Genomic DNA, 23,652 nt, shown 5'->3' with positions numbered 1-23,652 from the left:
TCGCATACCGGAATGGTCCGGAAACCATGGCCGGTTCGACGGCTGGTGGGGGTGCTGGTGACTGTGCAGCGTGACGAGGTGGAAGGGCGCTGGACCGGCACCGGTCCGGCGCGATCGGGGGAGGCCGCTCCGGTGCGGTCCGGCTTCGCCGCCGCGGGCCCGGTGGAACCGGCGGGATTGGTGGAACCGGCGGCCGTGCCGCTGATGAACATCGCCAATGTGCTGACCATTCTGCGGATCGTGATCGTCCCGCTGTTCCTCATGGCCCTGTTCACCGCCGGCGGCCACGATACGAACTGGCGCTGGGCGGCCGCGGCGCTGTTCGGCATCGCCGCCATCACCGACCGCATCGACGGGCAGCTGGCCCGCAAATACGGTCTGGTCACCGATTTCGGCAAGCTCGCCGACCCGATCGCGGACAAGGCGCTCATCGGCGCCGCCCTGGTCGGGCTGTCCATGCTCGGCGATCTGCCCTGGTGGATGACCATCGTCATCGTGGCCCGCGAACTCGGCGTCACCCTGCTGCGGCTGGCCGTGGTGCGGCGCGGCGTGATCCCGGCCGGGCGCGGCGGCAAGCTCAAGACGCTGGTGCAGTCGGTGGCGATCGCCGTGCTGTTGCTTCCGCTGTCCGGCGGATTCGCCACCGCCGGAATGGCTTTGATGTATGTGGCCGTGGTGCTGACAGTCGTCACCGGTCTCGACTATGTGGCCCAGGCGGCCCGGCTCTGGTTCGGCTCGCCCGGCGGCCGTCGTGCCGCCTGAGCCCCTCGCCGACCCGCTGACCGCTGCCGTCCCCGCCGCCGATCTGGTGGCCGCGCTGAAAACCTCCGGGCAGACCGTGGCCACGGCCGAGTCGCTCACCGCGGGTCTGCTGGCCGCCGCCATCGCGGGAATTCCGGGTGCGAGCGCGGTGTTGCGGGGTGGACTGATCGTCTACGCCACCGACCTCAAACACACCCTCGCCGATGTGAGTGCGGACACTCTGACCAGCGACGGACCGGTGGCCGCGAGCACCGCCGAACAGCTGGCGGTGGGCGCGCGCACCCGCTGCGGCGCGGACTGGGGCCTCGGGCTCACCGGTGTCGCCGGGCCCGAATCACAGGACGGCAAGCCGGTGGGAACGGTATTCCTGGGTATTGCCGGACCCGAGGGCACCGAGGTCATCCGGTTGAAACTGGCGGGAGACCGGTGGACGATCAGGTTGGGCGCGGTCCACCACGCGGTCGCCGAACTCACCCGCAGTGTCAGTAGCGGGTGTAAGACTCGGGAACGCGGGGCCGACGCCGGACGTTGACCAGTCAGACGCTGGGTCCGGCGAGACGAGTGTGAGGAGAACGAGATGACGCTGCTGCGAGAAGCGATCGGGGAAAGCCTGCGGCGCGCTCGGGTCGCCCAGAGCCGGACCTTGCGCGAGGTGTCGACCTCCGCGCGGGTGAGCCTGGGCTACTTGTCCGAGGTCGAGCGTGGTCGTAAAGAGGCATCCAGCGAGCTGCTGGCCGCCATCTGCCAGGCGCTGGATGTGCCGCTGGCGCAGGTGCTTTTCGATGTGAGCGCCGCCATGGCCGCCACCGACAAGGCGAATGCGGCTGCCGCCAAGGCGAATACGTCGCTGTCCGTGGCGGGCGCGGCCGTCACCCCGAAGGGTGGCGACGGCGACGCCGTGCGCGGCACCGAGGGAGGTTTCGGCCCCCGCATCGTCATTCCGGCCCCGAAGTCGGATCGATTGGTGCTGGTGGCCGCCAAGTGAACACTGTGCGCTGGAGCCGAAAGGGATAAATTCTCGGTAGGCTTCGTGCCGGAGGCGTGCGGCGGCTACGGAACAGTCCGGATGCCGCCGCGCAGTGGATGATAGGGACAACCGGGTGCGTGACGGTCGCGCACCATATCGCGTGAAGGCACGCGGTACGTCACATGGAGGCGGGATCAATCGATGGCTAATCCGTTCGTGAAGGCCTGGAAATACATGATGGCCCTCTTCGATTCGAAGATCGAGGAGCATGCGGATCCGAAGGTTCAGATCCAGCAGGCCATCGAGGAGGCCCAGCGCCAGCACCAGGCTCTGTCCCAGCAGGCCGCGTCGGTGATCGGCAACCAGCGTCAGCTGGAGATGAAGCTGAACCGGCAGCTCGACGAGGTCGAGAAGCTCAATGCCAATGCGCGTCAGGCCGTCATGCTGGCCGATCAGGCCAGTGCCGCGGGCGACACCGAGAAGGCGATCCAGTACACCAATGCCGCCGAGGCGTTCGCCGCGCAGCTGGTCACCGCCGAGCAGGCCGTCGAAGACCTGAAGGTGCTGCACGATCAGTCGCTGCAGGCCGCCGCCCAGGCCAAGAAGGCCGTCGAGCAGAACGCCATGCTGCTGCAGCAGAAGGTCGCCGAGCGCACCAAGCTGCTGTCCCAGCTGGAGCAGGCCAAGATGCAGGAGCAGGTCTCGGCCTCCCTGCAGCAGATGGACTCCACCCTGTCCGCCCCCGGCACCACCCCCAGCCTGGACGCGGTGCGCGAGAAGATCGAGCGCCGCTACGCCAACGCGCTGGGCGCCGCCGAACTGGCCGGCAACTCCGTCCAGGGCCGCATGATGGAGGTCCAGCAGGCCTCCATCCAGATGGCCGGCCACAGCCGCCTCGAGCAGATCCGCGCCTCCATGCGCGGCGACGCCCTGCCCGCCGGCGGCCAGTCCCAGCAGCAGGCCATCCCGAACCCGGCCCAGCCCAACGTCAACAAGGGCCAGGCCGCCCAGCAGTAGGCACCGCCCGCCGCTCGCATGGCGGTGAGCACGAAAGGCATTGCACGATGGGGAGATCGCGGACCGACAACCAGTCCGCGGTCTCCCCTGCGCGTTTCCGCCGCAAACCCCGTCCGGCGGCAGCACCCGACCCCACCACCCTGTTCCCCTCACCCTTCGGCCCCAACTCGCAGCCCGCCCCGCCCGAGTCCCCCGAAGCTCCTCAATTCCCCAGCCCCGGAACGACTTCCACCGGGCCCGCGACGTCGAAGTCGGATTCCCCGCGGCATCGCACGCACCCCGCACCCGAGATCGCGTCGCCGGTCGGGCAGACCGCCGAGTACCGCCCGCAATCCGCCGCTGCCGAACCGACCGTGCAGCCGGAAACCCGTTCCGCCCAGACCTATCCCGGTCGCCAGGTCGCCCAGCCGAGCTGGACCGACCCGTCGCAGCCGATCGGACCCGGATATGTCGGTGCCCCCGGGTACCGTGGCGGCGTGACCGCACCCGGCGACCGAGAATCCGCTGCCCCGCACGGATCTCGCCCTGCGTACGGCACCCCCACCTCGCACTTCCCCCCGCCGGACCAGCCCCAGTCCGGGCCGGCATCGACCATGCCGTACCCGCAGATCGGTTATCCACCAGGGTATTTCGACGACCAGGTTGGTTCGTCGACGGATCCCGGCCGTCGGAGCGCCCCGCAGGGGGCAGTCGACGCCGCCGCGGAGCGGACCGCCCGCAGACTGCGGCGACGCAAATCGGACCCGGCCGCGAGTGACCCACGTGAACGGCGTTCGATGCGTCGCGGCAACAACCCCGCCGATCCCGGTGCGGGTACGTGGGATTCGCGATCCGCGCAGGATGGTGCGCGGGAGCGCCTCGGGGACCGGGCCGGACGGGTAATGCGGGATGTGCTCGCGCCCGCCGGAGTCGAGCCCGAAGAGCTGGCTCGCCGCCTGCCGGATACCTTGCGCGGCATGGGCGAGCAGGCGCTCGTGGCCGTGCGCAAGTGGGCCGATCCACGCGAGCGGGAGTTGCGCCGCAGGCGCCGAACCCGGCGCAGAAGTCTCCGGCTCGGCACCGCATCGGGGGTGACCACCGCGGGAACCGTTGGACTCGTGCTGATTTCGGCTCCGGCCTGGGCCGTGATCGTGGTCGGCGGCGGCGCGGTCGCCTTGGTGACGGGAACAGCTGTCACGGCCAAGAAGTATCTGCAGATGCGCAAGGAGCCGCTGCCGCAGGCGACATTCGTGCCTCGGCGGCTGCCCCCGCTACGGTCGGCGGCGCGAGCGTCCATTGCCCGGTTGGTGCGGGCCGAGCGGGCACTGCACGGCTTGGGAGCGCAGATCGCGCGGTCGGGCCGACTACCCGAGGACGATTTGACCGACACCCTCGAAACGGCCGCCTCCGGATCGGCGGCGCTGCACGCACTGTCGGAAGACCTGGTAGCCATGGAACGCGCCGCCGAGGCGCTGGGCCCCCGCAATTCCCCACTGGCAGACCACGTCCAGTCGGTCGCGGTGCGCCTGGATGCCGGGGTCGTCGAATTCGAAGGCATGGTGGCCGCAGCGGCCCGCGTCCTGGCAGTGCCCGAAAGCGCCGCCATCGCAGACGATCTCGGCTGGGCCATGGTGCATCTGCGCGACGCCGCCGACCGCCTCGACGGCTGGGCGCAAGCCCTCACCGATCTCGCCGACGACCGCTACCGCGCCAACCCCTAGCAAGTGCGATGCGGGTTTTCGCTTGCGCCGAATGCGGCATCTCGTTGAGCGTCCCGCTCCGTGAAGTCTCGTGGCGGGGCGATGCGGAGTTGCCCCGACTTCCGCACCAGATCCGGGAGCCGCTACCGGCGCGGATGACTGCGGGCACCTTCGCGGTGCACGCATACCCGGCGATCGACTACGTCCGGCCGGACGGGCGGCCCTGTCTGGGGCCGGAAGGCGTGCATTACGTGCTGAATCCCGGCGATACCCGGGCCACGGCGCTGCTCGTCGACCCGGACGACGATCTCGGCTGCCTCGGCATTACGGGCTCGGGGGGAGCCAATATCGTGTGTGCGCACTGCCGAAGCAAGGTCGGGTTCCGAATCGACGATTGCGGAACCTGGCAGCAGACTCTCCTCCGCGCGGGTGTCGTGCGACGGATCGACGTCCCCTCAACCGTGACGCCTGACGTAATCCGTTATCCACAGGTCGATTCCGGTCTCGTCGACCGCGCACAGTGGCGTCACGGCGATCGAGTCCACGACTTCCAACGCGCGGAGATCGCGGGCCCCGGACTCGATCGCTGGTTCGGAGAGTCCAGCTGGCGGGACGAAGTCGAGCAGGCTCAACGGGATTCGACGCAGTCGCCGGGCTGACGGGGCCCATCGGCCGATGGGAATCGGTCGGCCGGCGGGTATGTTCACCGTCTTATGGCTACTGCGATCGTTGCGGCCGCGTATGGCGGTCCTGAGGTACTGACGGCTGTCGAGGTGGAGGTTTCGCCGCCGGGGGCGGGGGAGGTCACCGTCGAGGTGCGGGCGGCGGGGGTGAATCCGTTCGATTACAAGCGGTATAGCGGGGCGTTCGGGAACGATCCTGCGGCGCTGCCGCTGCGGCTGGGTGGGGAAGCCTCGGGTGTGGTGACCGCTGTCGGTGATGGGGCGGAGGGGCCTGCGGGACCGATCAGGGTGGGCGATGAAGTCGTTGTGCGTGGTGAGGGCACCTACGCGACCGTGGTGAATGTGGCTGCGGCCAAGGTGGTGCCGAAGCCTGCCGAGGTGAGCTGGGAGGTGGCGGCGGGGGTGCTCGCCACCGGTGGAACCGCTGTTCATACGTTGGTCGCCACGAATGTGCGGGCCGGGGACACGGTGTTGGTTCACGGTGCGGCGGGCAGTGTCGGGTCGATCGCGGCGCAGCTCGCGGTGGCCCGGGGTGCGCGGGTGATCGGCACCGCCGCGCCGAATCGGCATGAGCGGCTTCGGGCTTACGGGGTGGAGCCGGTGGCGTACGGGCCGGGGCTGGCGGATCGGGTGCGGGCGCTCGCGCCGGACGGTGTGGATGCCGCGATCGACACCGTCGGAACCGATGAGGCCGTGGATGTCTCGCTCGAGCTGGTCGCGGACCGGCAGCGGATCGCCACCATCGTCGCCTTCGGCCGCGCCGGGGAGGCGGGCATCAAGGCGCTCGGGTTCGGACCCGGAGCCGATCCGGGGGTCGCCGTCCGGGGCAACGCGTGGCGGGAACTGCTCGAGCTGCTGGCCGCCGGCAAACTCGAGGTGGTCATCGCGGCCACGTATCCGCTGGCCGAGGCCGCGGCGGCGCACGAATTCGTGCGGGCCGGGCATGCGGGCGGCAAGGTGATACTGCTGCCCTGAGTCGTGCGCCGGGTCTCGGGGTGAACCCTGAACTTCCCCCGATATTGGCGTTGACCTGGTGATTTTCTCAGATGCAGGGGCCAGGATGGAGGAGACGGATCGCGGAGACGGCGGTTCGGAGACCAGGGAGGCTGCAATGCTTTGGAAGATCATCGGCGTCGTCGCGGTCGTATGGATCGCGCTCGCGATCATCGGCGCGCTGATCAAGGGACTGTTCCCCATTCTGCTGATCAGCGCGATCGTGTTCGGGTTGTACCTGCTGTACAAGGCGATGTCCGGTTCCTCGGACAAGTCGCCGCTGAGCAAGCTGTAAGAACAGCTTTCGGGCCGGGCCGATCGGTGTCGTTGGGGACGCCGGTCGGCCCGTTGGCATTTCGGTGCGACCGGTTTGTGTGATTCCGGTCTCCCCGTCCGGTCTTCTCGCATATGTTGTTGCCCACAACATATGGATTGCGCGGCCGTGACGGTCTCCCTGTACGCCGTGGCCGCGGTTCGGGAAGGTCACCGTGATGAGGACGAAAAGCCCACTCCCGCTGCGAGATTCCGGCCGTCGCAGGCTCGGCTGTGCCGCTGTCGCGGTGGCGCTGACCGGAGTGCTGACGCTCACGGCCTGCGGATCCAATTCCAGCAGTGATGATTCTCCGGGTGGGACCGACGGCGGCGGGGCGAATGGAACGGTCGGTGTGATCCTTCCGGAGACCGCCACCTCCGCCCGCTGGGAAACCTTCGACAAGCCCATGCTGCAGGAAGCCTTGCGCGCCGAGGGTTTCGCCGCCGATGTGCAGAACGCGCAGGGTGACGTGCAGAAGTTCAGCACGCTGGCCGACGGCATGATCGCCAAGGGCGTGAAGGTGCTCATCATCGCCTCGATCAATAGCGAGGTGGGCAGCGCGGTCGCCTCCAAGGCGAAGAAGGCGGGCATCCCCACCATCGACTACGACCGCCTCAACCTCGGCGGATCCTCGGACTACTACGTGTCTTTCGACAATGTGAAGGTCGGCGAGCTCCAGGGCCAGGCGCTGGCCACCGCGCTGAAGGACAAGCCGGGCGGCGAGGTCGTCGAGATCGAGGGCGCGCCCACCGACAACAATGCCACCCTCTTCTATCAGGGCCAGCAGAAGGTGCTGAAGCCCCTCTACGATTCGGGTGCATTGAAGCTGGTGCGCTCCCAGCCCATCGACGGCTGGGACAATCAGAAGGGCGGCACCACCTTCGAGCAGATCCTCACCGGAAACGGCGGCCGCGTGGACGGCGTCGTCGCCGCCAATGACGGGCTCGCGGGCGCGGTGATCACGGTGCTGAAGAAGAACGGCCTCAATGGCAAGGTCCCGGTCACCGGCCAGGATGCCACCGTGGACGGCCTCAAGGCGGTCCTGCGCGGCGACCAGTACATGACCGTGTTCAAACCCATCCGCGACGAAGCACAGGCGGCCGCGAAACTCGCTGTGGCCCTGGCCAAGGGCGACACCGCCACCGCGGATGGCCTGGCGCAGGGCGTGAGTCAGGACCCCAAGGGCAATCGGAACGTGAAATCCGTTCTGCTGCAGCCGCAAACAGTGCTGCGCGCCGACGTGAAAACGGTGACCGACGCCGGTTACGTGAAGGCCGCCGACATCTGCTCCGGTGACGTGCAGACCGCCTGCACCGAACTCGGCATCCGCTGAGGGGCAGTCGATGAGCGCGCCCCTCCTCCAGATCACCGGCCTGAACAAGAGTTTCGGCGCGGTGCACGTCCTGCACGATGTGGCTCTCACCGTGCCCGCTGGCCAGGTCACCGCCCTGGTCGGCGACAATGGCGCGGGCAAGACCACGCTGGTGAAATGCGTGGCAGGCATCCACGCCGCCGACTCCGGCGAAGTCCGCTTCCGTGGCGAGCCCGTGCACCTGCGCGGCCCGAAAGACGCTGCGGCCCTGGGCATCGAGGTCGTCTACCAGGATCTCGCGCTGGCCGACAATCTCGACATCGTGGCCAATATGTTCCTCGGCCGCGAGCGCGGGAAGCCGTGGCGGATGGACGAGGCGAGCATGGAGGAGGCGGCGCGCAGCACGCTCGCATCCCTGGGTGTGCGCACCGTGAAATCCGTGCGCACGCCGGTGTCGTCGCTGTCGGGCGGGCAGCGGCAAACCGTCGCCATCGCCAAAGCCGTGCTCTGGAACAGCAATCTGGTGTTGCTGGACGAGCCCACCGCCGCCCTCGGCGTGGCGCAGACCCGGCAGGTGCTGGACCTGGTGCGGCGGCTGGCCGAACAGGGCCTGGGCGTGGTGCTGATCAGCCACAACCTGGCCGACGTGTTCGAGGTGGCGGATCGGATCGCGGTGCTGTACCTGGGCCGGACGGCGGCGCAGGTGCGCACCGCCGACGTCACCCACGGACAGGTGGTGGAGCTGATCACGGCGGGCCGCTCCGGCGACTTGGGGCTGGCCCGTCCCGAAGCCGCGGTGCTGTGAGGGGACATCGTGAACGAGGACATGAGCAGTTCGAAGACCACCGCACCCGGCGGCCCGGAAGCGGAAGGCGCGAAAGCCGTTCCGCCTCCGGCGCCGTCGCGCCCACCCGAGGCGATCGCCGATTTCGGCATCGACACCACCACCATGTCCACCCGGGAAGCCTTGCGCGAGTACGCCACTCGATTGCGCTCGGGCGAGATCGGTTCGCTGCCGGCCCTGCTCGGGCTGGTCGTGCTGGTGGTTCTGTTCTCGAGCATGTCGGATGTGTTCTTCTCCCTGAACAACATCGCGAACCTGCTCGCCCAGGGCGCGGGGCAGACCGTCATCGCCATCGGCATCGTCTATGTGCTGCTGATCGGTGAGATCGACCTGTCGGCGGGCACCGCCTCCGGAGTGGCCGCCGCGGTGCTCGCCCTGCATTTCGTGGAGAACGGAAACCTGCTGTCCGGCATGGGATCCACGGTGTTCTTCATCTTCAACGGGCTGATGGTGCTGGCGGCGATCCTGGCCGCGCTGCTGCGCATCTGGCCCGGAGTGGCGCTGTCGCTGCTGGGCGTCGCGGTGACCCTGATCGGTTTCGAAGCCAATCCGTGGGTGGAGATGCTGCTGGCCGTGTGCGTGGGCGCGGCCATCGGCTGCATCACCGGGTTCCTGGTCGCCAAGGTCGGAATGCCGTCCTTCGTGGTGACTTTGGCATTGTTCCTGACCTGGCAGGGGGTGATCCTGCAGCTCATCGGCGAGGGCGGCGTGCTCGGCATCAATTCGTCGCATGTGCTCGATCAGGTGGCCAACGGCAATCTGTCCACCCTGGGCAGCTGGCTGCTGTGCGCGGTGGCGGCGGGTGGATACGCGGCGGTCACGCTGGGCGGGCATCTGCGGCGCCGGCGGCGCGGATTGGTCACCGCGCCCACGCCGCTGGTGGTTGCGAAGGTGTCGGCGCTGGTGGGTTTCGCGGTCGTGGTCACCGCGCTGCTCACCGTCAATCGCTCGCCGAGCAAGCTGATCGTGATCTCCGGCATCCCGTATGTGGTGCCGATCGTGCTGGCACTGCTGGTGGCGGGCTCCTACGTGCTCAACCACACCACCTACGGGCGGCACATCTACGCGGTCGGTGGGAACACCGAGGCGGCGCGCCGGGCGGGCATCAATGTGACCCAGTTGCGCGCAAGCGTTTTCGTCATCTCGTCGTCGTGTGCGGCGATCGGCGCGATCATCTACTCGTCGAAGGTCGGTTCGGTCGATCCGCAGGCGGGTGGGCTCAATACCCTGCTGTTCGCGGTCGGCGCGGCGGTGATCGGCGGCACCTCGCTGTTCGGCGGGAAGGGTCGGGTGGCCGACGCGGTGATCGGCGGCGCGGTGCTGGCCGTGGTGTCCAATGGGCTCGGGCTGCTGGAGCAGCCTGCCGCGGTGGTCTCGGTCGTCACCGGTCAGGTGTTGCTGCTGGCGGCCACGGTGGACGCACTGTCCCGGCGGCGGGCCGCGGCGGCGGCGCGATGAGCCCGGTGGCCGGTGGGCTGTCCGGGGGCGTCGGTTCCGGGTCACCGGGCGCCGCAATGGTATTCCTGAGTCCATGACCGTCGCCCGACCGGACGAGGTGCGCCGCTTCAACCGGTCCAGCCTCCTGCGCCTGCTGCACACCGGTGGTCCCGCCACCCGTGCGGCCCTGGCCACCGAGCTCGGGCTCAACCGGTCCACCATCAAAATGCTGGTCGACGGGCTCGCCGAAACCGGTCTGGTGGAGGAGAAGGTGCCGCGCCTGGCGCGCGGGGCGGGCCGCCCATCGCTGCTGGTGCTGCCGCAACCGCTGGCGGCGGTGGTGCTGGCGGTGGACGTGCAGGTGGAGCGGGCCGGTATCGCCCTGGTCGGATTCGGCGGCCAGATCCTGGGCCGCAACAGCTGGAATCTGCATGGGCGGCAACGGAATCCGCACGAGGTGATCACGCATGTGGCCGAATCGGCGTCCCTGCTGGCGGCGGATCTGGGGGTGAGCCCGGTGGCGGCCGGTATTTCCGTCCCCGGCGTCGTGCGCCGCTCCGACGGGCATGTGCACACCGCCGCGAACCTGGAATGGGACGAGGTGGCGCTCGGCTCCCGCATGGGCGCGGTGCTGGACCTACCGGTCGTGGTCGGCAACGATGCCGAATTCGGCGCTCTCGCAGAACTTGTGCGCGGTTCCGGGCGCGGCGCATCCGACGCGGTCTTCGTCTCCGCCGACGTCGGCGTGGGCGGCGGCCTCATCGCCCAGGGCGCGCTGCTGCGCGGCTCCGCCGGCTACCTCGGCGAAATCGGCCACATGACAGTGCATCCGGGCGGGCGCACCTGCCACTGCGGCAATATCGGCTGCTGGGAAACCGAGGTAGGCGAGGCTGCCCTCTGTCGCGCCCTCGGCCTGCCCGAACACGGCCCGCGCGGCACCATCGTCGCGGAATTACGTGCACTCCAAGGCGATTACGGCACACTGCTCGACGACTACCTGGACTGGCTCACCCTCGGCCTGGTGAACGTGGTCAATATCCTCGGCCCCGAACTGGTGGTCCTGGGCGACCTGTTCACCGCCCTCCCCGAAACCGCCATCACCCGCGTCGCCGACCAGGTCCGCAGCCGCAGCATGGTCAGCCGCGCCATGGGTGGCATCCGCATCGAGAAATCCAGCCTCGGAACAGATCTGAAACTCCTCGGCGCCGCAGAAGCAGCTTTCGAGGGCATCCTCCCCATCCTCTGAACACCCTCGAAAACCCGAGCCCCGTAACGGGGGCCGGGGCGGAGCCCCTGGGAAAAGCAGAGCTTCTGGGGGTCCGGGGGCGGAGCCCCTGGGAACAATGTTGAATTCAGGTATGGAGCAGCTTCCCGAGGACTGGCAGCGCGGCATCGTCATCGTCGCGCATCCCGACGACATCGAATACGGTGCGGCGGCCGCTGTCGCGCGCTGGACGCGGCAGGGCAAGGACATTCGCTATGTGCTGGCCACCAGCGGCGAGGCGGGCATCGCGGGGCTGCCGCCCGCGGAATCCGGCCCGCTGCGTGAGGACGAGGAGCGAGCCAGCGCCAAGATCGTCGGAGTCAGCGAGGTGGAATTCCTCGGGCATCCGGATGGCCGCATTGTGGAGAGCCTCGAGCTGCGCCGCGACATCGCCGCCGCGATCCGCCGGCATCAGCCGGAGATGGTGGTGCTGTTCAACTTCGGTGACGGCTGGGCGCGCGGATACGCCAATAGCGCCGACCATCGCGCCGTCGGCCGCGCCGCCCTCGACGCCGTCTCCGATGCGGGCAACGAGTGGATCTTCCCGGAGATCGCCGCCCTGCCGATCTGGTCGCCGCGCTGGGCGGCCGTCTGCGGCGTCGCCGAGGGCAGCCACGCCGTGGATGTCAGCGACACCCTCGAGGTGGCGGTCGAATCCCTGGCCGCGCACGCCCGCTACCTGGCGGCCCTGAGCCCGGACCCGGTCGCCGACCAGGCCCGCGCCGTCATCGACATGACCTGCGGCCCCAAGGAAGGGTTCGAGGCCGCCCACGCGGTCTCCTTCGAGCTGTTCTACTTCGCGGGCTGAGGTGAGCGCCTGTTCAGGGCGCTGAAACAGGTCGCGACCACGAGCATCGAGACACTCCGCCGGTACCCGTTTCCTGACGTCGGCGGGGTGTGGCACGCTGGGGCGCGTGCGAGTAGCGGTGGTGGCCGGACCGGATCCGGGACATGCCTTTCCGGCGATCGCGTTGTGCCTGCGGTTTCTGGCGGCGGGTGATGAGCCGGTGCTGTTCACCAGCCCGCGCTGGTTCGACGCGGCCATGGCGGCGGGGATCGGGGTGCGGCGGCTGAAAGGGTTGGCGCCGCGCGCGGAGGATGACGATGAGGATGCCGGTGCGCGGATTCATCAACGGGCGGCGCATATTTCGACCGAGATCCTGCCCGATCTCAGTGCCATGCTGCCGGAGTTGGTGGTCTCGGATGTGTTGACCGCCGGGGGCGGTATGGCGGCCGAACGGCTCAGCGTGCCGTGGGTGGAGTTGTCGCCGCATCCGCTGTATCTGCCGTCGAAGGGTTTGCCGCCCATCGGGAGCGGGCTCGCCGCCGGTGAGGGTGTGCGCGGCCGGGCTCGGGATTCCATGCTGCGCACCCTGTCCGCGCGCGCCATCCGCCGGGGGGAGACCCAGCGTGAGGAGGCCCGCGCGAGTATCGGTCTGCCGCCGGAGGATCCGGGCCCCGCGGCGCGGCTGATCGCGACTCTGCCCGCGCTCGAGGTGCCGCGCCCGGACTGGCCGGAGAACGCGCATCTGATCGGCCCGCTGCTGTGGGAGCCCACCGATCACATTCTGGATCTGCCGCCGGGTGATGCCCCGCTGGTCGTGGTGGCTCCCTCCACCGCGCAGACCGGGGTGACGAACATGGCCGACGCGGTCCTCGAAGCGCTCGCGGATTCCGGTGTGCGCGTGGCGATCTCCATGCTCGACACCCCGCCCGCCGACCTTCCGCCCTGGGCCACCGCCGGTTTGGGGCGCCAGGACGAGCTGCTGCGGCACGCCGCGCTGGTGATCGGCGGCGGCGGTCACGGGCTGCTGGCCAAATCGCTGCTCGCGGGCGTCCCCATCATCACCGTGCCGGGTGGCGGCGATCAGTGGGAGCTGGCCAATCGCGCTGCCCGCCAAGGCAGTTCGCTGCTGATCCGGCCCCTCACCCCGGAGGCGATCCGCGATTCGGTCCACCGCATGCTCACCGAGCCCGCCTTCACCGACGCCGCACGACGCGCCGCCGCGGGCGTCACCTTGGCGTCCGACCCGATCGAGGTCTGCCATCAGGTCCTGTCGGGGGCACACTCGAACTGACCGGGCGTAGCGGCCGCTAGCAGCTCGAAGACGGATACTGCGGGGCCTCGGCGACACCGATTCATGACCGCGGTGCGCGTGTGGCGTACGCTGCCGAGGTGCGGTTGACGGAATTCCAGGAGCTGTTGCATACCGAATTCGGTACGGCGCGCGGGGATGCGTTGCTGACCGACCATGTGATCCCGTCCATGGGGCGGACCGGGGCGCAGGCCATCGAGAGCGGGGTGGACCCGCGCGATGTGTGGCGGGCGCTGTGCGCCGAATTCGATGTCCCCAAGGCGCGGTGGTGAGTGGTCGCGTGAGCGCTGCGCTACCGCCCGGCGTCGCCGAGTTGTTCGGTCCCGCGCCGGTGTACTCGCAGGACCATGAGGGCCAGAGCGGCGGTGTGGTCAAGGTCGGCGGAGCCTATTGGATGAAGCGCGGTCCCGTCGCTCGCGCCGAATACGAACGCTTCGAGTGGCTGGCCGCGCAGGGTGTGACCGTGCCGAAAGTCGTTGCGTTCGAAGCGGATACGCTGGTGCTGGCCGATGCCGGGGTGCCGAGTCTGGCCACCGCCGCCGCGCCCGGCAGGACGATGGGGGAGACCCTGCGCCGCCTGCACGACCTGCCGATCGCATTGTGCCCCTTCGACGGTCGCCTCGATGCCATGCTTGCGCAGGCGGGCGGTCTGGTCCGCGACGGTGAGGTCGATGTCGACGACTTCGACGACGACAATCTGGGCCAGACCGCCGAACAGGTGCTCGAGCGCCTGCACGCCGAACGCCCGGCCGTCGAGGATCTCGTTGTGGCGCACGGGGATTACACGCCGTCCAATGTGCTCAACGGCGGGCTGCTCATCGATGTCGGACGCCTGGGTGTGGCCGACCGATACCGCGATGTCGCCTTGGCCGTACGAGATCTCGATGACGACTTCGGGCCGGATGAGGTGCGGGCATTCCTGGCCGCCTACGGGCTGCCCGAGCCGGATGAGACCCGCCTGCGCTACTACCGTCTGCTCGACGAGCTGTTCTGACCGCTGCGGCCCGGGGGACGACCGCCCGGGCCTGGGTCTGGAACACTCAGACCTCGGCTGTCTTCTTCGCGTAATGCCGGGTGGCCTTGGCGCGGTTGCCGCAGGTCGCCATCGAATGCCACCGGCGCGCACCGTTTTTCGAGGTGTCGTAGAACCACAGCACGCACTGCGGGTGCGCACACTGTTTGATCCGGTCCGGCGCTTCGCCCAGCAGCTCCAGCAGATTGTCGGCGGCCAGCCAGCCCGCTAGTCGCGTCCGCTCCGGCACCTCCACCTCGTCGGCCGGACCGGCGGTGGTGAGTGTGCGCCGCAGCCGCCCGGCATCCAGCACTCGATTGAGATCGTCGATCGACTCCTTGCGGATGGCCCGCAGAATCGCCTCTCGCGCCTCGATGAGCGCGTGCAGTGTCGGCTCGTCGGCCGGGCTGCGGTCGGTGAGCTCGTTGTCGGCGAGCCACTGCCGCAGACCGGCGACATCCGTGAGCAGGTCCACGGGACCGTCCGCGCTGTTCCAGCGGGTATTGAGCAGGTCCAGCGCGAGCGGTTCGCCGACGTGGGGACGCGGATCGGGCATGCCTGAGATTAACCAGCTCCTCGAGTCCATTGATTGAGCACCGCCATTCTAACCAGTCACATTTATTTAGAGGGTTGACAGTGACTCCGTCATCCTCCTACGTTCTAACCATCGAAACAACACCAACGAGTTAGATGTTCCTGGAGGAAATATGACCACCGTCGCCGCCCCGCAGCTCGCCACCGGCCATGTCGGCCTCAATGTCACCGACCTGACCCGCTCGGTGGACTTCTATCAGCGCGCCCTCGGCTTCGAGCAGCTCGGCGCGAGCACCGGCGGCGAGCAGCGCTTCGCCTTCCTCGGTGCGGACGGCAAGCTGCAACTCACCCTGTGGCAGCAGAGCGACGGCTCGTTCTCCGCGAAAACGCCCGGCCTGCACCACCTTTCGTTCCAGGTCGACACCATCGACCAGGTGAAGGCGGTGGAGGCGGCGCTCAAGGAGCTGGACGTGACCTTCGCCCACGACGGTGTGGTCGCGCACGGCGAGGGCGCCTCCTCCGGCGGCATCTTCTTCACCGACCCCGACGGCATCCGCCTCGAGGTGTACGCCCCCGCCGGCGCCGAATCCGCCCCCGCCCCCAGTGGTTCCGCACCGACCTGCGGATTCTTCTGAGCCGATAACCCCACCGCCCGGAGGACGCCATGACCGTCAGCTACCACACCGGCGAACTGGCCGTGCAGCAGCGCATGGGCCAGGCCGATATCGCCCAGCACGTCGGCCGCATGATCCGCGCCGACATCCCGGGCGCGGCCGCGGCCTTCCTCGCCGAACAGCCGATGATCGTGGTCGCCGCCGCGGACGAGGCCGGGCGGATGTGGGCGACCCAGCTCACCGGACTGCCGGGATTCGCGCAGGCCGCCGGCGACCGGACCATCACCGTGGACGCGCTGCCGCGACCCGGTGATCCGCTCGCCGCCGCACTGCGCTCGCCCGGTCGCATCGGCCTGATCGCCCTGCAACCGCAACGCCGACGCCGCATGCGCGTCAATGGGATCGCCGACCCCACCGCCACCGGTCTGCGCATCACCACCGAGCAGGTGTACTCCAACTGCCCGAAATACATCAGCCGCCGCACCCTCGGCGACTGGTCTGCCGGTGTGGCCGCCACCCCGCGCCACACCACCGCCCTGACCGAGGAGCAGCAGCGGGCAATCTCCGCCGCCGACACCTTCTTCGTCGCCTCCATCGGCCCGGACGGCCACGCCGACGCCTCCCATCGCGGCGGCAATCCCGGTTTCCTGCAGGTGCTTTCCCCGAACCGCCTGCGCTGGCCGGACTATCGCGGCAACTCCATGTTCATGACCCTCGGCAATATCGCCGCCGACCCGCGCTGCGGTGTGCTGATCATGGACTGGCGGTCCGGCGCCACCCTGCAACTGACCGGAACCGCCGAAATAACTTGGGACGAAACGACGTTTGCTCCAGGTGCGCAGGCCACGATCGACTTCACCGTCACCGAGGTCGTCGACATCGCCGCGGCCAGCCCCCTGCGCTGGAGCGCGCCGGAGCTCTCGCCCGTCAATCCGTAATCGCCCGAAAGGATCCCGCCATGCGACCCCCACTGCCTCCCTTCGATCTGGAATCGGCGAAGAAGAAGGTCCTCGCCGCCGAGAACGCCTGGAACACCCGCGATCCCGAGGCCGTCGCGCAGGCGTACACCGAGGATTCGGTGTGGCGCAACCGCGACGAATTCCTCACCGGCCGCGCCGAAATCGTCGACTTCCTGAAGCGCAAGTGGGCCAAGGAGAATGGCTACGCCCTGCGCAAGGACCTGTGGAGCTTCGAGGGCAACCGGATCGCCGTGCGCTTCCAGTACGAGTGGCACGACGACGAGGGCCAGTGGCATCGCAGCTACGGCAACGAGCTCTGGGAGTTCTCGCCCGAGGGTCTGATGTCGCGCCGCGAGGCCAGCATCAACGACACCACCATCGAGGAATCCGAACGCCGCATCTTCGGTCCGCGCCCGGCCGGCGAGGAGGACGAGTCCTTCCCGATCCGGTAGCGCCTCCCTTGGTGATACGGGCATACCATTTATTTGGTATGTTCGTATCGTTAAAGCGGAAAAGGGGAGAGCATGGCGAAGATCGGGCGGTTCACGAGCAACGAGGCCAAGGCCGCGTACCTGCGCGCCTACGACGACCTGGCGACCGACTGGCCGGTGCCGTCGACCGACCTCGATGTCGAAACATCCTTCGGCACAACGCGAGTGCGGAAGTCGGGGACGGGGGAGGGTGCACCGCTGGTGCTGCTTCCCGGCATGCCGGGCAACCTGCTGTTCTGGATGCCGTTCATCGAGGAGCTGTCGCGTGATCGGGTCGTGTACACACTGGATGTCATCGGCTGGCCGGGGCGCTGCGAACCCACCGCGCCGGTGCGCGACCACGCCGACATCGTCCGCTGGCTCACCGAGGTCTTCGACGGCCTCGGCGCGAATCACGTTCACCTGGCCGGATATTCGGACGGCGCCTGGATAGCCGGACTGTTCGGGACAACGCACTCCGAGCGGCTCGCGAGCCTGTCCATGCTGGAACCCGGGGGCGCCACCTTCGCCAAACCGCGCTGGAGCCTGCTGCTGAAATTCCTCCTCGCGGGCATGCGACCCACCCGCGAGAACATGCGCAAGCTCACCCAGTGGCTGACCCCCGGTCTCGAACTGACCGACCAGGAATGGGCAATGGCCTTGGCGGGCTTCAAGTTCCGGCTCGCCATGCCCTGGCCGAAGCCGTTCACCGACGAGCAGTTGGCCGCCATCACCGCGCCGCTCATGGTGCTGTTCGGCGGGACGACGGTGGTCAATGATCCCGAGATCGGGGTGCGGCGGCTGCGCGAACACGCACCCGCCGCTGACGTCGAAACCTATCCCGGTGTAGGGCACGAATTGCTCTGGGCGAAAACGGAACTGGTGATTCCGCGCCTGCTGAACTTCGTCGGCAGCAACGAGTCGGTCCGAGCCTGAGCGGCATCGCCCAGACCCGGACCGGCGCGGCGGGGGTCAGCCGACCAGCGCCCGCGCCGCTTCCGGCGCTACCGGCAGTTCCGTCGGGCGCTGCCGGTAGAGCGCGAAGGCCGTGAGGCCGAAGGCGATACCCACGGCGGCACCGATCAGCGCCGCCACACCGAGGCCGTCGGTGAAGCTCGCCAGGCTCGGGCGGTCGCCCGCCACATGGTGGAAGACGGTGCCCAGCAGCGCGATTCCGAGGGCGAGGCCCAGCTGACGGGCGGTGTTCACCGCACCGGCGGCGATACCGCCCTGCTGCGGGGGTACCGCCGCCATGCCGGTCGACACCAGGGCCGGGGCATTGACGCCGACACCGATGCCCAGCACGAGGAAGCCGGGAAGGATTGCGGTCCAGGAGGATCCGGCGTCGATCAGGGCGAACAGGCCGGTGCCCGCGCCGATCACCACCAGGCCCGCGCCGACCGTCCAGGCGGCGGGTGCGTCGTGCATGAGGCGGCCGGTCAACGCCGAGACCACGAAGGCGGTCGCGGCCATGGGCAGCATTGCCAGGCCCGCACGCAGCGGGGACAGATGCAGTTGCTGCTGCAGCCACAGCGACAGCAGTGGAGTCGTCGAGAACGCCGCGAAGGTCTGTCCCGTTGCCGCGAGCAGGGTCGCCGAGAACATCCGGTTGCGCAGCAGCGGCATCGGGAACATCGGTGCGACGCTGCGGAATTCGATCAGCACGAACGAGACGGCCGCGACCGCGCCGACCACGAACGCGGTGAGCGCCGCGACATCCGTCCAGCCGTGCTCGCCACCCCGGATGATGCCGAAGGTCACCCCGGTGGCCGCCGCCGCGAAGGCCAGCATGCCGGGCAGGTCCAGACTGCGCCCCGGATGCCGCGTCGGAGACGGAAAAGCCATGGCGGACAGGATGATAGCCACCGCGGCGAGCGGCAGATTCACATAGAAGATCCACCGCCAGGACAGCAGATCGGTGAGTACGCCACCCGCGACCACGCCGATGCCGGCGGCCGCGCCGGACACCGCACCCCACGCACCGAACGCGACACCGCGATCGCGGCCGGTGTAGGTGGCGTGCAGCAGCGACAGCGTGGTCGCGAACATGGCCGCGCCGCCGATGCCCTGAATCACGCGCGCCACCACCAGAATCGACGCGGACCCGGCCGCGCCGCAGGCCAGTGATGCGAACGCGAACAGCGCGAGCCCGGCCAGATACACGGTTTTCGCGCCGAGCCGATCGGCGAGCGAGCCGAGCACCAGCAGCAGTGCGGCCAGCGCGAGCGCGTAGCCGTCGACGATCCACTGCAGCCCGGACAGCCCCGCGCCCAGATCGGCGGCGATATCGGGCAGCGCCACATACACGATGGTGACGTCGATGAGCAGCATGAGCGTGCCCAGGCACGCCGCTGTCAAGGGGAGCCATTTCCGCATGGCAACCTCCAGGGTCGGTCGAACGATTTCGTCACCAATCCTGTGATGGCCGGGATTATCTACCTACCCACCTGCGGTTCTGCGATAGATTCCGCCAATGCTGTCGCTCGAAGCCATGGAATCCTCCGTTCTCGATGTGCTGGATCGCCAGATCATGCACGCACTGGTCGTCGACGCCCGCATACCGTTCGCGAAACTCGGCGCCCTGCTCGATGTTTCGGAGCAGACGGTGGCGCGGCGCTATCGGTCGCTGCGGCAACGCGGGATCATTCACGTGTCGGGACAGCTGAATATCGTCCCGCTCGGCCAGGCGCGCTGGATTCTGCGCATCCGCTCGACGCCCAAAGCCGCACTGCGCCTTGGCGAGTCGCTCGCCCGCATACCGGAGCTGAGCTGGGTGTCGCTGCTGTCCACCGGCTCGGAGGTCATGTGCGTGAGCCGGGCGCGCACCGTCGAACGCCGGGATGCCTTGCTGCTGAAGATGATTCCGCAGGCGCCGCAGGTGACGGAGTTCCTCGCGCACGAGGTGCTGCACGCCTTCCCGCTCTACGAGGAGTGGCCGCGGTTCGGTGTGTTGTTCACCGAGGAACAGCTGGAGGCGCTGGGTCCGCGCCGGGTTGCGGTGGCCGACAAGGCATCCGAGGCGTCGATCGCCTTGAGCGCCGAGGACGAGGCGATGATGGCGATCCTCGCCCGCGATGCCCGCGCCCCCTACGCGCAGCTGGCCGCCGCCACCGGCTGGAGCGCCACCCGCGTCGCCCGGCGCATGACCGAACTGCTCGAATCCGGGGTGCTGTACTTCGATCTGGACTTCGCCCTGGAACGCATGGGTTACGCGGTGCGCGGTGCGGTCTGGTTGCGTACGCGCCCAGCCGATCTCGCGGCCGTCGGCGCGGCCCTGGCCACGCACCCGGAGGTCACTTACGTCGCCGCCACCACCGGTCCGACCAATCTCACCGCCGCCCTGGTCTGCCGCGACACCGCGCACCTCTACCGCTACATCACCGAGCGGCTCGGTGCGCTGGAGGGCATCACCGATCTCGAGGTGACGCCCGCGCTGCGCGTGTTCAAACAGGCGCAGACCATGCTGGACGCCGATCGAATCGCCCTCGTGCCCTGACCGGCGCGTGCTCCCGCGAGCGGCGGCGGACGTGCTGCCGGAAACTTCTCCGCGTGTCGCGGGGCGTGGTGTTTGCCTCGAACACGTGTTCGTTTAAGCTCGTCGTCGGAACTTGTCGGTGCCGCCCTCTAACGTGGGCGCCAACCACAGAGAGACTCACCCATTCAGAAGGGGACCAAGACGATGGCACCACAGGCATTCGACCGCGACAAGGCGCTCGAGCTGGCGTTGGCGCAGGTGGAGAAGAGCTTCGGCAAGGGCGCGGTCATGCGTCTGGGCGAGGAGGCGCGCCAGCCCATTTCGGTGATTCCCACGGGGTCGATCGCGCTGGATGTCGCGCTCGGCATCGGTGGTCTGCCGCGTGGCCGCATCGTCGAGATCTACGGTCCGGAATCCTCCGGTAAGACCACGGTCGCCCTGCACGCGGTGGCCAATGCGCAGGCGGCCGGCGGTGTCGCGGCGTTCATCGACGCCGAGCACGCGCTCGATCCGGACTACGCCCGCAAGCTCGGTGTCGACACCGACGCGCTGCTGGTCTCCCAGCCCGACACCGGTGAGCAGGCGCTCGAAATCGCCGACATGCTGGTGCGTTCCGGCGCCATCGACATCATCGTCATCGACTCGGTGGCCGCCCTGGTGCCGCGCGCCGAAATCGAGGGCGAGATGGGTGACAGCCACGTCGGTCTGCAGGCCCGCCTCATGAGCCAGGCGCTGCGCAAGATGACCTCCGCCCTGAACAACTCCGGCACCACCGCCATCTTCATCAACCAGCTGCGCGAGAAGATCGGCGTCATGTTCGGCTCCCCCGAAACCACCACCGGTGGTAAGGCGCTCAAGTTCTACGCTTCGGTGCGCCTGGACGTCCGCCGCATCGAGACCCTCAAGGATGGTTCCGACGCGGTCGGCAACCGCACCCGCGTCAAGGTCGTGAAGAACAAGGTCTCCCCGCCGTTCAAGCAGGCCGAGTTCGACATCCTCTACGGCTTCGGCATTTCCAAGGAGGGCTCGATCATCGACCAGGGTGTCGAGCAGGGCTTCATCCGCAAGTCCGGCTCCTGGTACACCTACGAGGGCGACCAGCTCGGCCAGGGCAAGGAGAACGCCCGCAAGTTCCTGCTGGAGAACACCGACGTCCGCGACGAGATCGAGAAGAAGATCAAGGAGAAGCTGGGCATCGGCGCCGACGTCACCGCCGAAGAGGCCCCGGCCGACTTCTAACCCATGCCCCCAAGGGAAACCCCTGGGCCCCGGCACAATCCGCCGGGGCCCACCGGCCCCCGCCTCGACGCGGTAGAACGCCTCCGCCGCGAACTCGAAGCCCTCGAGTCCCGCCGCGGTCGCCGCACCTCAACAGCCCGCACCACCCGCACCCGAACCGGCAACGCCACACCGGATGCCGAATCCCTCCATTCCGGCTACGGCCCCGCTATAGGCAGCTGGGTCGAATCCCACGCCGCAGCCGATTCATCCGGTTACGGCCCGTCCGCCTACGACCAGGCAGGCAGCGAATCACTCACCGCTGATTCGTCCACGCTCAGCTCGTCATTCGTCGACGACGCCGACCACACCCCAGATCCCTCCCTCGAGGAGTACGACCCCTGGGCCCCCACCCCCGACCCCACCCGCGCCGAAGCACGTCCGCCCCTCGGGCGACGCCGTTCGCCGGGGCAGTGGCGAGAGGAAGCGCCCGCTGCCCCCGGCGACGGCGGGGACGAGCGAGACGCGCACACGGACGCCACCGCTGATGTGTTGCCCGGCAGCCGATTCCGGCGAGACCGGGACATCGCAGTGGACAGCAGCGACACCCAGCTCAGCTCTGGGGTGCGGGCGAGTGACTCGCCCAGGCACAGTGCGGCTTCGGGTGAAGAATCGGCACGGAACCAATCGGCCGCACCTGCCGATCGGGCGCGGCCCCTTGGGCAGAATGCTCGATTGCGCCGGGCCTCCGGCAGCGCGGCCGAGGCTCCTGGCCACGGTGATGCACCCGAAGAGATGTGGGGATACCGCCGCGCGTCGCGCAGTCGAAGCGCGGCGAGCGAGCGGGATGAGTCGACCGGCGGCGGATTCGACGCAGCGGCCGACCCGGAATTTCCGCGTGCCCGCCGATCCCGGTATCGGCGCGACGGTTCCGAAACTGTCGATGGCCGTCCGGATGAGGCTGCGGGGGAACCTGATTCCGAGGAGCGCGAGTCACGGCGGCGAGGTCGCGGCCGGGGGAGACGCGGCGGATCCGGGGCCGACGGAAGCGAAACCGGTCTGCCCGGTGGGGGAACCGAGCAGCAGGCGAAAGAAGTGTGCCTGCGCCTGCTCACCGACCGTGCCCGCAGCCGCGCCGAACTGGCGGACAAACTGGCCGCCAAAGGCTACAGCCCCGAAATCGCCAACCGCGCCCTCGACCGCCTCACCGAGGTCGGCCTGATCGACGACGCCGCCTTCGCCGAACAGTGGGTGCATTCCCGCCACACCTTCTCCGGCAAGGGGAAGAAGGCACTCGCCCAGGAACTCCGGCGAAAGGGCGTCGCACAGGAGGACGCGGAGAACGCCCTCTCCGCCATCACCGCCGACGACGAATACGAGCGCGCCACCGAACTCGTGCGCCGCAAACTGCGCACGGTCCCACGAGACCTGGACCGCGAGAAGACGATTCGCCGCCTGGTCGGCATGCTCGCCCGTCGCGGCTACAACCCGTCAACCGCCTACGCGGTAGTGAAAGCCGAACTGGCCACAGACCCCTCCGGATCGGACACCGACAACGCCTGGTAGCCCTGGTGCCGCACTGATGCGACCAACGCAACAACCTCGTGTCGCTGCGGCGTTCTGGATGACGCACATGCAGTGAGGGAGCTGTGGTGGCGGGAATTTGTCCGAATCTCCGCCACTGGAGCTCCCTCGATCTCCGAGGTGGCGGGTGGGTGGTGGTACCCGAGATCGAGTCGGTTGCGGAGACTGCCCAGCGCTCGGCATTTCTGCCCAGCAATACCGCCACGTAAGTGACGGAGGCAAAGTTGGCCCTTGCCTTCGGGCTTCGAAAGGAAGAAGTATCCGCGACCTGCGCACCGGGTACCTGTTGCGACTTTACCTGTGGCGGTTGGCTTGTCGCCACGCGGGTGCCTGGAAACAGACCTGGCGGTCAGTGGGAGGGGTTGGCGTTTCACTTTTGAGTGTCGGCTTCTTCCCGTCTAGGCGTTTGGGGTTTCGTC

Annotated in this window: 24 protein-coding genes and 1 pseudogene; 23 read left to right on the top strand and 2 right to left on the bottom strand. The window is 68.7% G+C overall.

Annotated features, from left to right (window positions below; all coding sequences use genetic code 11):
- Nucleotides 1–57: 57 nt before the first annotated feature.
- From pgsA to H0264_RS30970, 16 genes are all read left to right on the top strand, one after another.
- Nucleotides 58–762, top strand: coding sequence for a CDP-diacylglycerol--glycerol-3-phosphate 3-phosphatidyltransferase (gene pgsA / locus H0264_RS31045; RefSeq protein ID WP_420832120.1), 705 nt, complete (start codon nucleotides 58–60; stop codon nucleotides 760–762).
- Entirely contained in the window at nucleotides 752–1,294 is a 543-nt protein-coding gene (locus H0264_RS31040; RefSeq protein WP_231084707.1) for a CinA family protein, read from the top strand. Before pgsA ends, H0264_RS31040 begins: the two co-directional genes overlap by 11 nt.
- A 45-nt stretch (nucleotides 1,295–1,339) precedes the next feature.
- Nucleotides 1,340–1,747, top strand: a complete 408-nt coding sequence (locus tag H0264_RS31035; protein ID WP_181580838.1) for a helix-turn-helix domain-containing protein — start codon at nucleotides 1,340–1,342, stop codon at nucleotides 1,745–1,747.
- A gap of 183 nt (nucleotides 1,748–1,930) precedes the next feature.
- On the top strand, nucleotides 1,931–2,746 hold the full coding sequence (locus H0264_RS31030; protein ID WP_181580837.1) for a PspA/IM30 family protein: 816 nt from the start codon (nucleotides 1,931–1,933) through the stop codon (nucleotides 2,744–2,746).
- Nucleotides 2,747–2,793: 47 nt separating this feature from the next.
- Nucleotides 2,794–4,446, top strand: a complete 1,653-nt coding sequence (gene pspM / locus H0264_RS38830) for a phage shock envelope stress response protein PspM (protein ID WP_244976000.1) — start codon at nucleotides 2,794–2,796, stop codon at nucleotides 4,444–4,446.
- 134 nt (nucleotides 4,447–4,580) lie between these two features.
- Nucleotides 4,581–5,084, top strand: a complete 504-nt coding sequence (locus H0264_RS31020) for a hypothetical protein (protein WP_181580836.1) — start codon at nucleotides 4,581–4,583, stop codon at nucleotides 5,082–5,084.
- Nucleotides 5,085–5,138: 54 nt separating this feature from the next.
- Complete coding sequence (locus tag H0264_RS31015; RefSeq protein ID WP_181580835.1) at nucleotides 5,139–6,083, top strand: NADP-dependent oxidoreductase; 945 nt, start codon at nucleotides 5,139–5,141, stop codon at nucleotides 6,081–6,083.
- A gap of 136 nt (nucleotides 6,084–6,219) precedes the next feature.
- Complete coding sequence (locus tag H0264_RS31010; protein WP_181580834.1) at nucleotides 6,220–6,396, top strand: hypothetical protein; 177 nt, start codon at nucleotides 6,220–6,222, stop codon at nucleotides 6,394–6,396.
- A gap of 196 nt (nucleotides 6,397–6,592) precedes the next feature.
- Entirely contained in the window at nucleotides 6,593–7,747 is a 1,155-nt protein-coding gene (locus H0264_RS31005) for a sugar ABC transporter substrate-binding protein (RefSeq protein WP_181580833.1), read from the top strand.
- A gap of 10 nt (nucleotides 7,748–7,757) precedes the next feature.
- Nucleotides 7,758–8,531 (top strand): ATP-binding cassette domain-containing protein, encoded by a 774-nt coding sequence (locus H0264_RS31000; RefSeq protein ID WP_181580832.1) that lies wholly within the window; start codon nucleotides 7,758–7,760, stop codon nucleotides 8,529–8,531.
- 21 nt (nucleotides 8,532–8,552) lie between these two features.
- The gene (locus H0264_RS30995) at nucleotides 8,553–10,028 is read left to right on the top strand and encodes a sugar ABC transporter permease (protein ID WP_181580831.1); all 1,476 of its coding nucleotides are present in this window, start codon (nucleotides 8,553–8,555) and stop codon (nucleotides 10,026–10,028) included.
- A gap of 73 nt (nucleotides 10,029–10,101) precedes the next feature.
- The gene (locus H0264_RS30990) at nucleotides 10,102–11,253 is read left to right on the top strand and encodes an ROK family transcriptional regulator (RefSeq protein WP_181580830.1); all 1,152 of its coding nucleotides are present in this window, start codon (nucleotides 10,102–10,104) and stop codon (nucleotides 11,251–11,253) included.
- A gap of 112 nt (nucleotides 11,254–11,365) precedes the next feature.
- The gene (locus H0264_RS30985) at nucleotides 11,366–12,079 is read left to right on the top strand and encodes a PIG-L deacetylase family protein (RefSeq protein ID WP_181580829.1); all 714 of its coding nucleotides are present in this window, start codon (nucleotides 11,366–11,368) and stop codon (nucleotides 12,077–12,079) included.
- A 106-nt stretch (nucleotides 12,080–12,185) separates the two neighbouring features.
- Nucleotides 12,186–13,349, top strand: a complete 1,164-nt coding sequence (locus H0264_RS30980; protein ID WP_181580828.1) for a glycosyltransferase — start codon at nucleotides 12,186–12,188, stop codon at nucleotides 13,347–13,349.
- Between the two features lie 98 nt (nucleotides 13,350–13,447).
- Nucleotides 13,448–13,639 carry a DUF3046 domain-containing protein gene (locus H0264_RS30975; protein ID WP_181580827.1) on the top strand — a complete coding sequence of 64 codons (192 nt, stop codon included), beginning with the start codon at nucleotides 13,448–13,450 and terminating at the stop codon, nucleotides 13,637–13,639.
- Nucleotides 13,640–13,647: 8 nt separating this feature from the next.
- Nucleotides 13,648–14,361 carry an aminoglycoside 3'-phosphotransferase gene (locus H0264_RS30970; protein ID WP_244975999.1) on the top strand — a complete coding sequence of 238 codons (714 nt, stop codon included), beginning with the start codon at nucleotides 13,648–13,650 and terminating at the stop codon, nucleotides 14,359–14,361.
- Nucleotides 14,362–14,407: 46 nt separating this feature from the next.
- Here the strand turns inward: H0264_RS30970 and H0264_RS30965 are convergent, their stop codons facing one another.
- On the bottom strand, nucleotides 14,408–14,935 hold the full coding sequence (locus tag H0264_RS30965) for a CGNR zinc finger domain-containing protein (RefSeq protein WP_181580825.1): 528 nt from the start codon (nucleotides 14,933–14,935) through the stop codon (nucleotides 14,408–14,410).
- Nucleotides 14,936–15,086: 151 nt separating this feature from the next.
- Between H0264_RS30965 and H0264_RS30960 the strand changes: the two genes are divergently transcribed.
- The 4 genes from H0264_RS30960 (at nucleotide 15,087) to H0264_RS30945 (ending at nucleotide 17,892) form a co-directional block, all read left to right on the top strand.
- Nucleotides 15,087–15,548 (top strand): VOC family protein, encoded by a 462-nt coding sequence (locus tag H0264_RS30960; RefSeq protein WP_181580824.1) that lies wholly within the window; start codon nucleotides 15,087–15,089, stop codon nucleotides 15,546–15,548.
- Nucleotides 15,549–15,577: 29 nt separating this feature from the next.
- Entirely contained in the window at nucleotides 15,578–16,465 is an 888-nt protein-coding gene (locus H0264_RS30955) for a pyridoxamine 5'-phosphate oxidase family protein (RefSeq protein ID WP_181580823.1), read from the top strand.
- Nucleotides 16,466–16,485: 20 nt separating this feature from the next.
- Nucleotides 16,486–16,938: a nuclear transport factor 2 family protein gene (locus H0264_RS30950; RefSeq protein WP_181580822.1), complete on the top strand. Its 453-nt coding sequence runs from the start codon at nucleotides 16,486–16,488 to the stop codon at nucleotides 16,936–16,938.
- A 72-nt stretch (nucleotides 16,939–17,010) separates the two neighbouring features.
- Nucleotides 17,011–17,892, top strand: a complete 882-nt coding sequence (locus H0264_RS30945) for an alpha/beta fold hydrolase (RefSeq protein ID WP_181580821.1) — start codon at nucleotides 17,011–17,013, stop codon at nucleotides 17,890–17,892.
- Nucleotides 17,893–17,928: 36 nt separating this feature from the next.
- Here the strand turns inward: H0264_RS30945 and H0264_RS30940 are convergent, their stop codons facing one another.
- Nucleotides 17,929–19,332 carry an MFS transporter gene (locus H0264_RS30940; RefSeq protein WP_181580820.1) on the bottom strand — a complete coding sequence of 468 codons (1,404 nt, stop codon included), beginning with the start codon at nucleotides 19,330–19,332 and terminating at the stop codon, nucleotides 17,929–17,931.
- A 97-nt stretch (nucleotides 19,333–19,429) separates the two neighbouring features.
- On the opposite strand from H0264_RS30940, the gene H0264_RS30935 reads away from it, so the two are divergent.
- The 3 genes and pseudogenes from H0264_RS30935 to recX all read left to right on the top strand — a co-directional run.
- Nucleotides 19,430–20,452, top strand: coding sequence for an Lrp/AsnC family transcriptional regulator (locus tag H0264_RS30935; protein ID WP_181580819.1), 1,023 nt, complete (start codon nucleotides 19,430–19,432; stop codon nucleotides 20,450–20,452).
- 183 nt (nucleotides 20,453–20,635) lie between these two features.
- Nucleotides 20,636–21,670, top strand: coding sequence for a recombinase RecA (recA, locus tag H0264_RS30930; RefSeq protein ID WP_181580818.1), 1,035 nt, complete (start codon nucleotides 20,636–20,638; stop codon nucleotides 21,668–21,670).
- Between the two features lie 1,017 nt (nucleotides 21,671–22,687).
- Nucleotides 22,688–23,215, top strand: a pseudogene (gene recX, locus H0264_RS30925) (recombination regulator RecX); the annotation flags it as partial.
- Between the last annotated feature and the right edge of the window lie 437 nt (nucleotides 23,216–23,652).

Origin of the sequence: Nocardia huaxiensis, assembly GCF_013744875.1 — a bacterium.
GTDB lineage: Bacteria > Actinomycetota > Actinomycetes > Mycobacteriales > Mycobacteriaceae > Nocardia > Nocardia huaxiensis.
This window is presented reverse-complemented; position numbering and strand designations above follow the sequence as displayed.

What these genes read in the sequence shown, in the direction of transcription:
- pspM (WP_244976000.1), top strand. Translation starts at nt 2,794, where the DNA reads ATGGGGAGATCGCGGACCGACAACCAGTCCGCGGTCTCCCCTGCGCGT.
- H0264_RS30945 (WP_181580821.1), top strand. Translation starts at nt 17,011, where the DNA reads ATGGCGAAGATCGGGCGGTTCACGAGCAACGAGGCCAAGGCCGCGTAC.
- H0264_RS31035 (WP_181580838.1), top strand. Translation starts at nt 1,340, where the DNA reads ATGACGCTGCTGCGAGAAGCGATCGGGGAAAGCCTGCGGCGCGCTCGG.
- H0264_RS30940 (WP_181580820.1), bottom strand. Translation starts at nt 19,332, where the DNA reads ATGCGGAAATGGCTCCCCTTGACAGCGGCGTGCCTGGGCACGCTCATG.
- H0264_RS30985 (WP_181580829.1), top strand. Translation starts at nt 11,366, where the DNA reads ATGGAGCAGCTTCCCGAGGACTGGCAGCGCGGCATCGTCATCGTCGCG.
- H0264_RS31020 (WP_181580836.1), top strand. Translation starts at nt 4,581, where the DNA reads ATGACTGCGGGCACCTTCGCGGTGCACGCATACCCGGCGATCGACTAC.
- recA (WP_181580818.1), top strand. Translation starts at nt 20,636, where the DNA reads ATGGCACCACAGGCATTCGACCGCGACAAGGCGCTCGAGCTGGCGTTG.
- H0264_RS31015 (WP_181580835.1), top strand. Translation starts at nt 5,139, where the DNA reads ATGGCTACTGCGATCGTTGCGGCCGCGTATGGCGGTCCTGAGGTACTG.
- H0264_RS30995 (WP_181580831.1), top strand. Translation starts at nt 8,553, where the DNA reads ATGAGCAGTTCGAAGACCACCGCACCCGGCGGCCCGGAAGCGGAAGGC.
- H0264_RS31010 (WP_181580834.1), top strand. Translation starts at nt 6,220, where the DNA reads ATGCTTTGGAAGATCATCGGCGTCGTCGCGGTCGTATGGATCGCGCTC.
- H0264_RS31000 (WP_181580832.1), top strand. Translation starts at nt 7,758, where the DNA reads ATGAGCGCGCCCCTCCTCCAGATCACCGGCCTGAACAAGAGTTTCGGC.
- H0264_RS31005 (WP_181580833.1), top strand. Translation starts at nt 6,593, where the DNA reads ATGAGGACGAAAAGCCCACTCCCGCTGCGAGATTCCGGCCGTCGCAGG.
- H0264_RS30950 (WP_181580822.1), top strand. Translation starts at nt 16,486, where the DNA reads ATGCGACCCCCACTGCCTCCCTTCGATCTGGAATCGGCGAAGAAGAAG.
- H0264_RS31030 (WP_181580837.1), top strand. Translation starts at nt 1,931, where the DNA reads ATGGCTAATCCGTTCGTGAAGGCCTGGAAATACATGATGGCCCTCTTC.
- H0264_RS30960 (WP_181580824.1), top strand. Translation starts at nt 15,087, where the DNA reads ATGACCACCGTCGCCGCCCCGCAGCTCGCCACCGGCCATGTCGGCCTC.
- H0264_RS30935 (WP_181580819.1), top strand. Translation starts at nt 19,430, where the DNA reads ATGCTGTCGCTCGAAGCCATGGAATCCTCCGTTCTCGATGTGCTGGAT.
- H0264_RS30955 (WP_181580823.1), top strand. Translation starts at nt 15,578, where the DNA reads ATGACCGTCAGCTACCACACCGGCGAACTGGCCGTGCAGCAGCGCATG.
- H0264_RS30990 (WP_181580830.1), top strand. Translation starts at nt 10,102, where the DNA reads ATGACCGTCGCCCGACCGGACGAGGTGCGCCGCTTCAACCGGTCCAGC.
- H0264_RS30965 (WP_181580825.1), bottom strand. Translation starts at nt 14,935, where the DNA reads ATGCCCGATCCGCGTCCCCACGTCGGCGAACCGCTCGCGCTGGACCTG.